This is a genomic window from Promicromonospora umidemergens (assembly GCF_024171995.1).
Lineage (GTDB): Bacteria > Actinomycetota > Actinomycetes > Actinomycetales > Cellulomonadaceae > Promicromonospora > Promicromonospora umidemergens.
The window spans coordinates 26007-38756 of sequence record NZ_JAMTCT010000001.1; the positions used below are offsets into that span (position 1 = coordinate 26007).

10 protein-coding genes are annotated in these 12750 nt (G+C 69.9%); 7 read left to right on the plus strand and 3 right to left on the minus strand.

Annotation, left to right across the window (positions count from 1 at the left end):
• Positions 1-69: 69 nt before the first annotated feature.
• Both APR04_RS00125 and APR04_RS00130 read left to right on the plus strand, forming a co-directional pair.
• Entirely contained in the window at positions 70-825 is a 756-nt protein-coding gene (locus APR04_RS00125; RefSeq protein ID WP_308292303.1) for a lysophospholipid acyltransferase family protein, read from the plus strand.
• Positions 822-1859 carry an NAD(P)H-dependent glycerol-3-phosphate dehydrogenase gene (locus tag APR04_RS00130; RefSeq protein ID WP_308292304.1) on the plus strand — a complete coding sequence of 346 codons (1038 nt, stop codon included), beginning with the start codon at positions 822-824 and terminating at the stop codon, positions 1857-1859. Before APR04_RS00125 ends, APR04_RS00130 begins: the two co-directional genes overlap by 4 nt.
• A gap of 4 nt (positions 1860-1863) precedes the next feature.
• Here APR04_RS00130 and APR04_RS00135 read toward each other — a convergent pair whose 3' ends face one another.
• Positions 1864-2568, minus strand: a complete 705-nt coding sequence (locus APR04_RS00135; RefSeq protein ID WP_253866944.1) for an AMIN-like domain-containing (lipo)protein — start codon at positions 2566-2568, stop codon at positions 1864-1866.
• A 189-nt stretch (positions 2569-2757) separates the two neighbouring features.
• Here APR04_RS00135 and APR04_RS00140 point away from each other — a divergent pair, with 189 nt between their 5' ends.
• The 3 genes from APR04_RS00140 (at position 2758) to APR04_RS00150 (ending at position 9093) form a co-directional block, all read left to right on the plus strand.
• The gene (locus APR04_RS00140) at positions 2758-5187 is read left to right on the plus strand and encodes a glycoside hydrolase family 95 protein (RefSeq protein ID WP_253866946.1); all 2430 of its coding nucleotides are present in this window, start codon (positions 2758-2760) and stop codon (positions 5185-5187) included.
• A 32-nt stretch (positions 5188-5219) separates the two neighbouring features.
• Complete coding sequence (locus APR04_RS00145) at positions 5220-7112, plus strand: right-handed parallel beta-helix repeat-containing protein (RefSeq protein WP_253866948.1); 1893 nt, start codon at positions 5220-5222, stop codon at positions 7110-7112.
• Between the two features lie 88 nt (positions 7113-7200).
• Positions 7201-9093 carry a right-handed parallel beta-helix repeat-containing protein gene (locus tag APR04_RS00150; protein WP_253866950.1) on the plus strand — a complete coding sequence of 631 codons (1893 nt, stop codon included), beginning with the start codon at positions 7201-7203 and terminating at the stop codon, positions 9091-9093.
• A 63-nt stretch (positions 9094-9156) separates the two neighbouring features.
• Here APR04_RS00150 and APR04_RS00155 read toward each other — a convergent pair whose 3' ends face one another.
• Positions 9157-10296 (minus strand): GlxA family transcriptional regulator, encoded by a 1140-nt coding sequence (locus APR04_RS00155; RefSeq protein WP_253866952.1) that lies wholly within the window; start codon positions 10294-10296, stop codon positions 9157-9159.
• Positions 10297-10377: 81 nt separating this feature from the next.
• Complete coding sequence (locus tag APR04_RS00160) at positions 10378-10749, minus strand: winged helix-turn-helix transcriptional regulator (protein ID WP_253866953.1); 372 nt, start codon at positions 10747-10749, stop codon at positions 10378-10380.
• 102 nt (positions 10750-10851) lie between these two features.
• On the opposite strand from APR04_RS00160, the gene APR04_RS00165 reads away from it, so the two are divergent.
• Positions 10852-11166 (plus strand): DUF1330 domain-containing protein, encoded by a 315-nt coding sequence (locus APR04_RS00165; protein ID WP_253866955.1) that lies wholly within the window; start codon positions 10852-10854, stop codon positions 11164-11166.
• 294 nt (positions 11167-11460) lie between these two features.
• Positions 11461-12717, plus strand: coding sequence for an MFS transporter (locus APR04_RS00170; protein ID WP_301311957.1), 1257 nt, complete (start codon positions 11461-11463; stop codon positions 12715-12717).
• Positions 12718-12750 lie beyond the last annotated feature (33 nt).

The following is a 12750-nucleotide window of genomic DNA, read 5'->3' on the forward strand; positions in this document are numbered from 1 at the left end:
GTCGCAACGGCCGCGCTCACAACCAGGCTTGGGCGGAGTTGTCGGTGGAGCCGAGTATTGTTTCGGACCGTGTCCATCCCACGCCCTGAGTCACGCATGTACCGCTTCATCGCGTTCATCGTGCGGAACCTCATGTTCGCGCTGTGCAGGTACGACTGGAAGGGCGGGGAGAACTTCCCGGCCAAGGGAGGGTTCATCGCCGCGGCGAACCATGTCACGGAGCTCGACGCGCTGACCCTTGCGCACTACCTCTTCGACAACGGCCGGGAGCCGCGCATCCTGGCCAAGCGCGGCCTGTTCAACTCGCCGCTGACGGGGTGGGCCCTGCGAGGTACCAGGATGATCCCGGTGGACCGCGAGTCGGCCAAGGCCACCGAGTCCCTGCGGAACGCCGCGAACCAGCTCGGTGACGGCGCCTGCGTGGCGATCCTGCCGGAGGGCACGCTGACACGGGACCCCGACTACTGGCCGATGGAGGGCAAGACCGGCGTGGCCCGCATCGCGCTGACGACTCGCCTGCCGGTGCTCCCGGTCGCCCAGTGGGGGGTCACCGAGATCATGCCGCGGTACGGTCGGCTGCGCTGGCCGTACCCCCGCAAGAAGGTGACGATCCAGACGGGCCCGCCCGTGGACCTCAGCGACCTGTACGACCGGCCCCAGGACACCGCGACCCTGCGCGAGGCGACGAGCCGCATCATGGACGCCATCACCACCCAGCTGGAGCAGATCCGTGGCGAGGTTGCTCCCAAGCCGCGGTTCGACCTGCGCAAGCACCCCGAGTACGAGGCGAAGATGACGAGCTACCCCCCGGTGGAGCGCCCGTGAGCGCGGCCACGTCTACTACCCCGACCAAGGTCGCCGTGCTCGGCGCGGGCTCCATGGGCACCACGTTCGCGATGGTCCTGGCCGACGCCGGGTGCGACGTGACCCTCTGGGGCCGCGACGCCGCGGTGCTCGACGCCGTCGACCGGACCCACCGCAACGAGAAGTACCTGCCGGGCGTGCAGCTGCCCGTCATGCACGGCACGACCGACCCAGCGGTCGCGCTCCTCGGTGCGTCCATCGTGGTGGTGTCGGTGCCGTCCCAGGTGGCGCGTGCGACCCTGGAGTCGATGAAGGGCCTGGTGCAGGAGCTGGCAGCGCCGGACGCCGTCGTCGTCTCCCTGATGAAGGGCGTCGAGCTCGGCACGGACAAGCGCATGAGCCAGGTCATGGCGGAGGTGCTGGACCTGCCGGACGAGCGGGTCGCCGTCGTCTCGGGCCCCAACCTGGCACCCGAGATCGCGGAGCGGCAGCCGACGGCGACCGTGGTCGCCTCGCGCAGCGAGGCCACCGCGCAGCTCGTCGCCTCCGCCTGCTCGACCGGCTACTTCCGTCCCTACACGAACACCGACGTGGTCGGCGTGGAGCTGTGCGGCGCGGTGAAGAACATCATCGCCCTCGCGGCGGGCATGGCCCAGGGCCGCGGCTTCGGCTGGAACACGCTCGCCACGCTCATCACGCGCGGCCTCGTGGAGATCACGCGCCTCGGCCTGGCGCTGGGGGCCGACGCCGCCACCTTCTCCGGGCTGGCCGGCATGGGCGACCTGACGGCGACGTGCGCGTCGCCGCTGTCGCGCAACCACCGGCTCGGCAAGCACTTCGGCGAGGGGCTCACGCTCGCAGAGGCCATCAAGGCGACCGGCGGCACGGCCGAGGGCGTCAAGTCGTCGCAGTCGGTGCTGGAGCTCGCGCGTGCCCACGACGTCGAGATGCCGATCACGGCCGGTGTCGTGGACGTGCTGGCAGGCAAGCTGCCCCTGTCCGAGCTCGCGGCGGCGCTGCTCGCGCGGCCCCAGAAGTCCGAGGTCGCCGGCTGAGCGGTCAGTGCCGGACGTCGACGACGACGCGCGTCGGGTTCTCCAGGAGGAACACGCGGAACGGCTGTTCGCCCTCGTCGATCCCGACGAACGCCGTCGTGTCCCCCTCGAACCAGTAGCGGTACACGATCTCGTCCACCGACTCGGTGTCATCGGGCTCGATGCGGTCGCGGGAGAACTCCTCGACGCCGCTGTCCGCCGGCATCGCCGTGCCCGACAGCGACACCCGGAGGATCGCGTCGCCGTCGACCTGGACGGCGTGCCCTGAGCCGGCGTCGGACGCCTGGTCCACGTACTCGACGCGCCAGCCGGGCTTGCCGCTGCCCTTGCCGCCGAGGTCGAACACGATGCGGTCGTAGCTGTCGTGCTCGGCGACCCGGACGTCCGTGACCGACAGGAACGTCTCGCCCACGCCCGTCGGCTCGGCGGTGTCGGCCCTCGTGCTCGCGGGGAACGGCGGGCCGGTCGCGGCCTCGGTCGCCGAGGCGGTCGGGTCGGGGGCTTCGTCGTCGGTGCCGTCGCCACCCGAACCGCCGTCCGCTGACGGCGAGGCGCCGGCCGGTGCCGAGGCGACGGGCGCCGGGCTGGACAGGGTCACCCCCGGTTGCTCCGAGCTCGGTGCACCGTTGGTGCACCCGGCCAGCAGCAAGGCGGCGGCCGCTGCCAGGGCCGCGGCTGTCGAGGCTGTGCGATGTCCGGCTCGTCCCATGTTTCCAGCGTAGAGCCTGTCGTGCGCCGGGGCCGGGTCACGGGTCGATCGACGTCCTGCCGCGGCCCCGGCCGCGACCTTCGCTGACACATCAGGGCAGTCAGCACTCTTGACTTGTCAGACATGTGATGTACTACATTTACCTCACGCAGTTCGACTCACTGGCGAGCCCGAACGAGGAAGGTTGCGATGAACCCGATCACGCGAAGAGATCTCCTACGCACCACCGGCCTGACCGCGGGTGCTATCGCCCTCACCGGTCACGCTCCGGCGAACGCGGAGGCGGCCCCGAGCGGGGACTCCGACGCGCCGGAGACCAACCCCATGCGGCTCTGGTACACCGCCCCGGCGACCGAATGGCTGGAGGCGCTCGCCGTCGGCAACGGCCGGGTCGGCGCCATGGTGTTCGGTGGCGTCGCCGCCGAGACGCTCATGCTCAACGAGGACACCGTGTGGGCCGGCGGGCCGCACGACTACGCCGACCCGCGCGGGAGCGAGGCCCTCCCGGAGATCCGGCGGCTGATCGACGAGGAGAAGTGGGGCGAGGCCCAGAAGCTGGCCGACGAGCGGTTCATGGGCCGGCCGACGGAGCAGATGCAGTACCAGCCGGTCGGGGACCTGCACCTCGACTTCCCTGAGCTGACCGGCGACGTCACGGAGTACCGCAGGTCGCTCGACCTGACCACGGCCATCACCACGACGACCTTCGTGGTCGACGGCGTGCGCCACACGCGGGAGATCTTCAGCAGCCACGCCCACCAGGTGATCGTCGCCCGGTTCACCGCCGACGCGCCGGGGGCGATCTCCTTCGACGGGCGGTACGAGTCGCTCCAGGAGACGTCGACGCACGCGCACGACACCCGCACGCTCGCCCTCGAAGGTCGCAGCGGTGCGGCAGAGGGCCTCGAGGGAAAGGTGCGCTTCGTCAGCCTGGCCCGCGCCGTGGCCGAGGGCGGGAGCGTCACCTGCGGTGCCACGCGGCTGCGGGTGCGCGGCGCGGACGCCGTCACGCTGGTGGTCTCCATCGGGACGAGCCACCGGAACTATCTCGATGTCAGCGGCGACCACTTCGCCAAGGCCGTGGAACCGCTGGAGCAGACGCCGGTCCAGGGCTACGGGCTCCTGCGGCGGGCGCACGTGCGGGACTACCAGGAGATGTTCGGCCGCGTCGACATCGACCTCGGCACGTCACCGTCCGTCGACCTGCCGACCGACGAGCGGGTCGTCGCCTTCCGGGACGGGCAGGACCCGCAGCTCGCGGCGCTGTACTACCAGTTCGGCCGCTACCTGCTGATCTCCAGCTCCCGTTCCCCTGGCCAGCCGGCCAACCTCCAGGGCCTGTGGAACTACCAGATGCTCCCGCCGTGGCAGTCCAAGTACACCCTGAACATCAACTGCGAGATGAACTACTGGCCCGCCGGTCCGGCGAACCTCGCCGAGTGCTGGCAGCCGCTGTTCGCGATGATCGAGGAGCTCGCCGAGTCCGGAGCCCGGACCGCCAAGAAGATGTGGGGCGCCAAGGGCTGGGTGGCGCACCACAACACCGACCTCTGGCGCGGTTCCGCACCGGTGGACTTCGCGTACTACGGCGTCTGGCCCACCGGGGGTGCCTGGCTGTCGCTGCTCTTCTGGGAGCACTACGAGTACACCGGCGACCTGGACACGCTGCGCGAGTACTTCCCGGTCCTGCGCGGAGCCGTGGAGTTCTTCCTCGACACGCTCGTCCAGGACGAGGCGACCGGCTACCTCGTGACGAACCCCTCCCACTCCCCGGAGATCAAGCACCACGAGATCGATGACGAGAGCGTGAGCATCTGTGCGGGCCCGACCATGGACATGCAGATCCTGCGGGACCTGTTCACGGCGTTCGACAAGGCCTGCGCCGTGCTCGGCCAGGACCGCGCCATGGCCGCCCAGGCGATCTCCGCGCGCGACCAGCTGCCGCCCAACCAGATCGGCCACCTCGGCCAGCTCCAGGAGTGGCTGATCGACTGGGAGGAGGCCGCCACGGAGATCAGCCGGCACGTCTCGCACCTGTGGGGCGTGTTCCCCAGCGACCAGATCACCCCGCGGCGCACCCCGGAGCTCGCCGCGGCGGCGGACCGCTCGCTCGAGCTGCGCGGGCCGGCGGTGACGGCCGGGTGGTCGCTCGCCTGGAAGATGAACATCCGTGCGCGGCTGCTCCAGGCCGACGGCGTCTACACCCACCTCACCCAGCTGCTCTCGACCGGGCGGACCGCGCCGAACCTGTTCGACCTGCACCCGCCGTTCCAGATCGACGGGAACTTCGGGGGCACGTCGGCGATCAACGAGACGATCATGCAGAGCCACTCGGGCGAGGTCTGGCTGCTGCCGTGCGTGCCCGACGCCTGGCCGGCGGGCAAGGTCCGCGGACTGCGCGCCCGTGGCGCGTTCGAGCTCTCCATCACCTGGTCCGACCGGCGCCTGACGACCGCCCGGGTCCAGTCGCTGGCCGGCAACACCATCCGGCTGCGCACCGACGTGCCGGTCCGCGTGTCCGGCCCCGGCGGCCCGGTCGACGTCGAGCGGCCCGAGGACGGGCTCGCCGTCTTCTCCACGCGGCGTGGCGCCACCTATGTGGTCGAGCCGCTGACCTGACCTGCACCACCCACACCCACGAAAGGACACCGATGTCCAGACAATGGATCCGGAACAGCACGGTCGCTGTCGCCGCGCTGAGCCTGGTAGCCACGATGACCGGCGGAGGGATCGCCCTCGACCGGCTCACCAGCGCCGTGACCTCCGGCGCGTGCCCGCAGCTCTACGTCTCGCCCACCGGGGACGACCACGGGAAGGGGTCGCAGGACGATCCCTGGAAGACGGTCGCCAAGGCCCGTGACCACATCCGCGAGAAGGGTCTCAACAGCGAGAACCGCATGAAGTGCGACATCACGGTGAACCTCGCGGCGGGCGAGTATCCCGTCACCGAGACCATCGAGCTCACGGAGCAGGACTCCGGCGGGGGCGGACACCAGGTCGTGTACCGCAGTGCGGACGGCCCGGGCAAGGCCAACTTCGTCGGCGCGGAGGAGATCACCGGCTGGGAGCCGCACCAGGACGGCATCTACAAGGCGAAGGTGGACCCCGGTCAGTCGTTCCACACGCTGTTCGAGGACGGCGAGCGGTCCGAGATGGCGCGGTACCCGAACCGCACGTCGGAGGACACGCACGCCCCCTACCTGTTCTCCGTGCTCGGCGAGCCGGAGAAGGAGGCAGTGCGCTCGTGGCTGTACTGGGAGGACGGCGACTGGGACCCGGCCTGGGACGACACCCCCGAGGGCAACCCGCTCAAGGACGCCCAGGTCACCGTGTGGTCGGGCGGCTCGTGGAGCTGGTTCACCGACACCGTCCCGATCATCGGCCAGGACTACCGCAAGAACTTCGCCACGCTCCAGCACTGGACGCGCTACGCGATGGTGAACAGCCGGAGCGGGTCGCGCTACTACCTCCAGAACGCGATGGCGTTCCTCGACCAGCCGGGCGAGTACTACCTCGACAAGGACGCCGGTGAGCTGTACTACATACCTCGCGGTGACATCGCTGACGTGCGCGTCATGCGGCCCACCGTCACGAAGGTGATCGACGTGCAGGGGGCGTCGCCGGAGAAGAGGGCCCACGACATCACCTTCGACGGCATCGGCGTCCAGTACTCCGACTTCGTCGACTGGTACCGCTCCGGGTGGATCAGCGCGGGCGACTCGGGCGAGGTGCACAAGTACCCCGAGTACGACCGGCAGATCGAGATGCCCCGCAACCGGTTCGGCGCCATCACGCTGGAGAACACCTCGCACATCACCCTGACCGGCATGCAGATCCGGGACACGGGCTTCATGGGGGTCTACGCGCTGTTCGCCAACGACCACCTGACGGTCGAGGACTCGCTCCTGGAGAACCTGGGGGCCGACGGCATCAAGGTGGAGGGCGGCTGGCCGGGCGAGGGCGACCTGTCCCACGACCACACCTTCCGGAACCTGTACATCCACCACGTGGGCGAGCTCGTGCCCGGCGACGCCGCGGGCATCGAGCTGATGAGCACGGGCAACAACACGGTCGAGCACGTCCACGTGAAGAACTCCTCGCGCTACGGGATCAGCCTGGAGTCGCGTCCCGAGGTGAAGGACGGCGAGCAGTACGCGGACGACAACGTCTTCCGGTACATCAGGCTCGAGGAGGCCGGCCTGGACTCGGGTGACATGGGCGCTTTCTACACGTATGGCGTCGCGAACCAGGAGCCGCACCCGGTCAGGAACACGGTGGACCAGATGGTCATCGGTGACGTGATCCCCGACCCCGCCGGTGCGATGCCGGACAGCGGGACCCGGGGCGTCCACATGGACGCCGGTGGCTGTGGTTTCTCGTTCAGCAACATCGAGGTGGGCGAGACGACCGACCAGTCGTACCAGTCCTACCAGTGCAACGAGGTGACCAACGGCAACTGGGAGGACGACTTCGACCCGGCCCAGATGGAGTACGACCTGATCGGCGTCACCGACACCTTCCCGTACCCGGTCCCGGAGGACTGACCTCCGCGAACAGGCTGCACCTCGGGGGCGGGGAGTCCCGTCGCGGACTCCTCGCCCCTGTTCCGTTCGACCAACCGAGAGGACAATGATGTCCAGACAATGGATCCGGAACGGCGCCGTTGCTGTCGCCGCGCTGAGCCTGGTCGCCACGATGACCGGCGGAGGGATCGCCTTCGACCGCCTCACCAGCGCCGTGACCTCCGGCGCGTGCCCGGAGCTCTACGTCTCCCCGTCAGGGGACGACCAGGGCAAGGGAACGGCAGGCGACCCGTGGAAGACGATCACCAGGGCCCGTGACCACATCCGGGAGAAGGGGCTCAACAGCGAGGGCCGCATGAAGTGCGATGTCACGGTGCACCTCGGGGCCGGTGACTATCCCGTCACCGAGACGATCGAGCTCACGGAGCAGGACTCCGGCACCGGTGGTCACCAGGTCGTGTACCGCAGCGCGGACGGCCCGGGCAAGGCCAACCTCGTCGGTGCCGAGGCGGTCACGGGCTGGGAGCCGCACCAGGACGGGATCTACAAGGCCGAGGTCGACGACGACACGCCCTTCTACACGCTCTTCGTCGACGAGGAGCGGGCCACGACGGCGCGTCACCCGAACCGGACGTCGGACGACACGCACGCGCCCTACCTGTTCTCCCGGCTCATCGAGCCGGAGAAGGAAGGGGTCCGTGACCAGATCGGCTACCACCCCGGCGAGTGGGACGAGTCGGCCGACCTGGGCTCTTACACCAGCTGGCCGGCACAGGTGACGGTCTGGTCGGGGGGATCCTGGAGCTGGTTCACCGACACGGTGCCGATCAAGAACGCCGACACCGCGGACAGCGACAACAAGATCATCCTGGACCACTGGACGCGGTACGCGATGGTGAACAGCCGCAGCACGTCGCGCTACTTCCTGCAGAACTCCCTCAGCTTCCTCGACCAGGCGGGCGAGTACTACCTGGACCACGAGGCCGGCGAGGTGTACTACAAGCCGCACGGCGACATCGACGACGTGACGGTCATGCGGCCGACGGTCGCGAAGGTGATCGACGTCAGGGGTGCGTCGCCCGAGGACCGGGCGCACGACATCACGTTCGAGGGGATCGGCCTGCAGTACTCGGACTTCGTCGGCTGGTACCGCGCGGGGTGGATGAGCGCTGGCGACGCCGGTGAGCGGCACGAGTACCCGGAGTACGACCGGCAGATCGAGATGCCCCGCAACCGGTTCGGCGCCATCACGCTGGAGAACACCAGCGACATCACCCTCACCGGGATGCGCATCCGGGACACGGGCTACATGGGCGTGTTCGCGCTGTTCGCCAACGAGCGCCTGACCATCGAGGACAGCCTGCTGGAGAACCTCGGGGCCGACGGCATCAAGGTGGAGGGCGGCTGGCCCGGAGAGGGCGACCTGTCCCATGACCACACCTTCCGCAACCTCTACATCCACCACGTCGGCGAGCTCGTGCCCGGCGATGCCGCGGGCATCGAGCTCATGAGCACCGGCGGCAACACCGTCGAGCACGTCCACGTGCGGCACTCGGCCCGGTACGGGATCAGCCTCGAGTCGCGTCCTGAGGTCGTCGACGGCGACCAGTACACGGACGACAACACGTTCCGGTACATCAGGATCGAGGAGGCCGGCCTGGACTCGGGTGACATGGGCGCTTTCTACACGTATGGCGTCGCGAACCAGGAGCCGCACCCGGTCAGGAACACGGTGGACCAGATGGTCATCGGTGACGTGATCCCCGACCCCGCCGGTGCGATGCCGGACAGCGGGACCCGGGGCGTCCACATGGACGCGGGCGGCTGTGGTTTCTCGTTCAGCAACATCGAGGTGGGCGAGACCACCGACCAGTCGTACCAGTCCTACCAGTGCAACGAGGTGACCAACGGCAACTGGGAGGACGACTTCGACGCCGGCCAGATGGAGTACGACCTGATCGGCGTCACGGACGCGTTCCCCTACCCGGTTCCGGAGGACTGACCGACCACGGACCGGCCGCGACGAGGTGGGTGCCCGCGACGCGGGGCCCACCTCGTCGAGCGGTCACGCCGCGCGGTGGAACGTCCTGCGGTAGGCGGTCGGGGTCACGCCGAGCGCAGACTGCACGTGGGCCCGCAGGGACTGCGCCGTGCCGAAGCCGCACTCGCGTGCGATCTGCTCCATCGGCAGGTCGCTGGACTCCAGCAGGGTCCTGGCGTGCTCGACCCGTTGCCGGACGAGCCACTGGCCGGGGCTCTCGCCGGTCTCGTCGCGGAACCGCCGGGTGAACGTCCGCACCGACATGGCGGCGTGCCGCGCCAGCTCGGCCAGCGTCAGGGGTTCGGCGAGCCGCTCCGTCGCCCACGCACGGGTCGCCGCGGCGCCTGGCCCGTCCGGGTCCGGCAGGTACCGCTGGATGTACTGCGCCTGCCCGCCCTCGCGGTGCGGGGGCACCACGGTGCGGCGAGCGACGTCCTGCGCGACGGCGGCCCCGTGGTCGCGACGTACGAGATGCAGGCACAGATCGATCCCCGAGGCGACGCCGGCCGAGGTGAGCACGTCGCCGTCGTCGGTGAACAGGACCTCCGGGTCCAGACGGACCCGTGGGAACAGCTTCCGGAACTGGTCCGTCGTCGCCCAGTGCGTGGTGGCCGGCCGGTCGTCCAGCAGCCCGGCGGCCGCCAGCGCGAACGCCCCGGTGCAGATCGACACGATCCGCGTACCCGGCCGGATCCGGCGGAACGCCTCCGCGAGCTCTGGCGTGAGCAGCCCCTTCTCGTACACGGGCCCGTACTCGTGCGACGCCGGGACCACCACCGTGTCCGCGTCCTCGACGGCCTCAGGGCCGTGCGCCACGTGGACCGCGACGTCGGAGTCCGACTGCACCAGTCCCGGGCCGCCCGGCGTGCAGGTCACCACCTCGTACAGGGGTGCGAGCGTCGCGTCGCGTGCCGTGCCGAAGATCCGGTGCGGGATGCCCAGCTCGAACGGGATGAAGCCGGGTCGGATCAGGACTGCGACGCGGTGCGGCGCGGCGACCACGGGGAGACTGCCGGCGATGCCGCCTTGCAGGGCGCGGATCTCGGCCACGGCCGCCAGGCCTTCGGGAACGCTCCACGCGGTGGTGACGTCCTGGCCCGACTCGTCCCCGGCCAGGGCAGCGGCGACGGCGGTTCGCGCCGCCTGTGAGGGGAACTCTGTCATGGTCCGTGGTCTCCAGTCCTGTGGTCTACGAGCCGAAATCTGAGGTGCCCCGCGCGCAGACCGCTGTCAGAACCGGTTGCGCTAGCCGTCGCCGCCACCCTCGGCGGCAGTGGGCGGGGCGTCGGCGAGCTCGGCAGCCCACAGCCGCGACCACTCGATGACCGGACCGAGGGACTCGCGGGCATCGTGGCCGAGCGGGGTGAGGGTGTAGTTGCCGTCGTGCAGCACCTCGGCGAGCCGAGCCTCTTGGAGCTCTGTGAGCCGTTGCTGCAGGACGCTTGACGACATGCCGTCGCAGCGCCGCTGCAGGAGTCGGAAGCCGAGCGGCTCGTTCCCCAGCTCCCAGATGATGCGCAGAGTCCAGCGGCGCCCGAACAGGTCCAGTGCCGCCATCAACGATCGTCCCGTGGTGGAACCGCGGACCGGCCGGCCCGGCATGGGCGTCGGGTTCATGACTCTCCGTTAACTCTTGTGCTTCGGATTCCGAAACGGTAGTTTCGCATATCGCGTGAGTGCTTCGGAATTCGAAGCATTCATCCCGACACTGGAGGTTCCATGCCCAAGGGCTACTGGGTCAGCGTCTACCCCACCATCGATGATCCCGAGAGGCTTGATGTCTACAACGAATTGGCCGGTCTGGCCGTCGCGGCCGCGGGCGGGCGGGTGCTCGCCGGCATCGGCAGCCGGGTCGACGCACACGAAGCCGGAATCGCCGAGCGCGTCGTCCTGATCGAGTTCGACAGTTTCGGACAGGCGGTCGCCGCACGCGCGAGTGCGGCCTACCAGAAGGCGCTGGCCGAACTCCCCGACGGCTTCGAGCGCGACTTCCGCATCATCGAAGGCCTCGCGCAGCCCCCTGCTCGTCGGTGATCCGGTCGCCAACGTGGGTCCCATGGCAAGTTCACGGATGTAGCGAACCTCAGTGAGCGTGACGAGTGCGCCGTCACCGATACGGTCCGGAACGACCGCCTGGTCATAGACCCATCTGGCTGCATCGCACGTTGCTGTGATAACGCCGAACCAATGACAGCACAGCAACAGCCCTACAGGGCCATGGCCTGATCCTATCGAACACTGACCATCCGGCCACTGTCCGAACCCAGGCCACTCCAGCAGGCTGGCGCCGTGACGCAGATCAGCACGCCGGCGCCCGACGCCGAGAGCATGTCCCAGCCGCCAGCTCCCGGCAGCACACCCCCGCGCATCCACCCGGCCTGGTGGGTGGCCCTGGTCAGCTTCGTGACCATCATGTGCGCGGCCGCGTTCACCGCGGTGCCCGGCCTCTTCGTGGAGCCCTTGAACGCCGAACTCGGCTGGTCGCGCGCGACCATCGGCCTCGCGGTGGGCCTGCAGTCCGTGCTCTACGGGCTGACGGCGCCGTTCGCCGCCGCGCTGATGGACCGGTTCGGCATGCGGCCGGTGGTCACTGTCGCCCTGGTCGTGATCACGGGCGGCGCGTTGTCGACCGTCTGGATGTCGGAGCCGTGGCAGTTCGTGCTCGGCTGGGGGCTCCTGGTCGGCGTCGGCAGCGGCAGCATGGCGCTGGCGTTCACCGCGACCATCACCGCGCGCTGGTTCGTCGCCCGGCGCGGCCTCGTCACCGGTGTGCTGACGGCGGCGACGGCGTCGGGCCAGCTCGTGTTCCTGCCGCTGCTGGCCTGGATCATCGAGAGCCAGGGGTGGCGCCCCGCGTCGGCCACGGTGGCCATCGCCGCGCTCGCGGCGGTCCCGCTCGTCCTCTTCCTCCTGCGGGACCACCCGGCCGACCTGGGCCTTGCGCCCTACGGCGGCGAGTACGTGCCGAAGCCCGCGCCCGTGCACGACGTGGCGCGGCGCACCGTCACGGCGCTGCTCGACGCCGCCCGCACCGGCCCGTTCTGGCTGCTGGCCGGTGCGTTCGCGATCTGCGGTGCGACGACGAACGGGCTGGTCCGGACGCACTTCGTGCCGGGTGCGCACGACCACGGCATGCCGATCACCGTGGCGGCGAGCCTGCTCGCGGTGATCGGCGTCGTCGACGTGATCGGCACGATCGGTTCCGGCTGGCTCACCGACCGGTACTCGCCCCGTGTGCTGCTGGGGGTCTACTACACGCTGCGCGGTGTCGCCCTGCTGTTCCTGCCCTCGCTCATGGCTCCGCAGGTCGAGCTGCCGATGGTGTTCTTCATCGTGTTCTACGGGCTGGACTGGGTGGCGACCGTGCCGCCCACCCTCGCCCTGTGCCGCGAGCTCTACGGCGACGACGCGCCGATCGTGTTCGGCTGGGTGCTCGCCTCCCACCAGATCGGGGCCGGGGTCGTGGCGTTCGCCGGCGGTCTGGTGCGCGACGTCACCGGCTCGTACGACGCCGTCTGGTACGGCGCAGGCATCCTGTGCGCGGGGGCCGCGCTCATGTCGCTGGTGATCCGGCGCAACCGGTGACGCGGCGCGGACGGTCCGGTGCCCCGCGGCGAG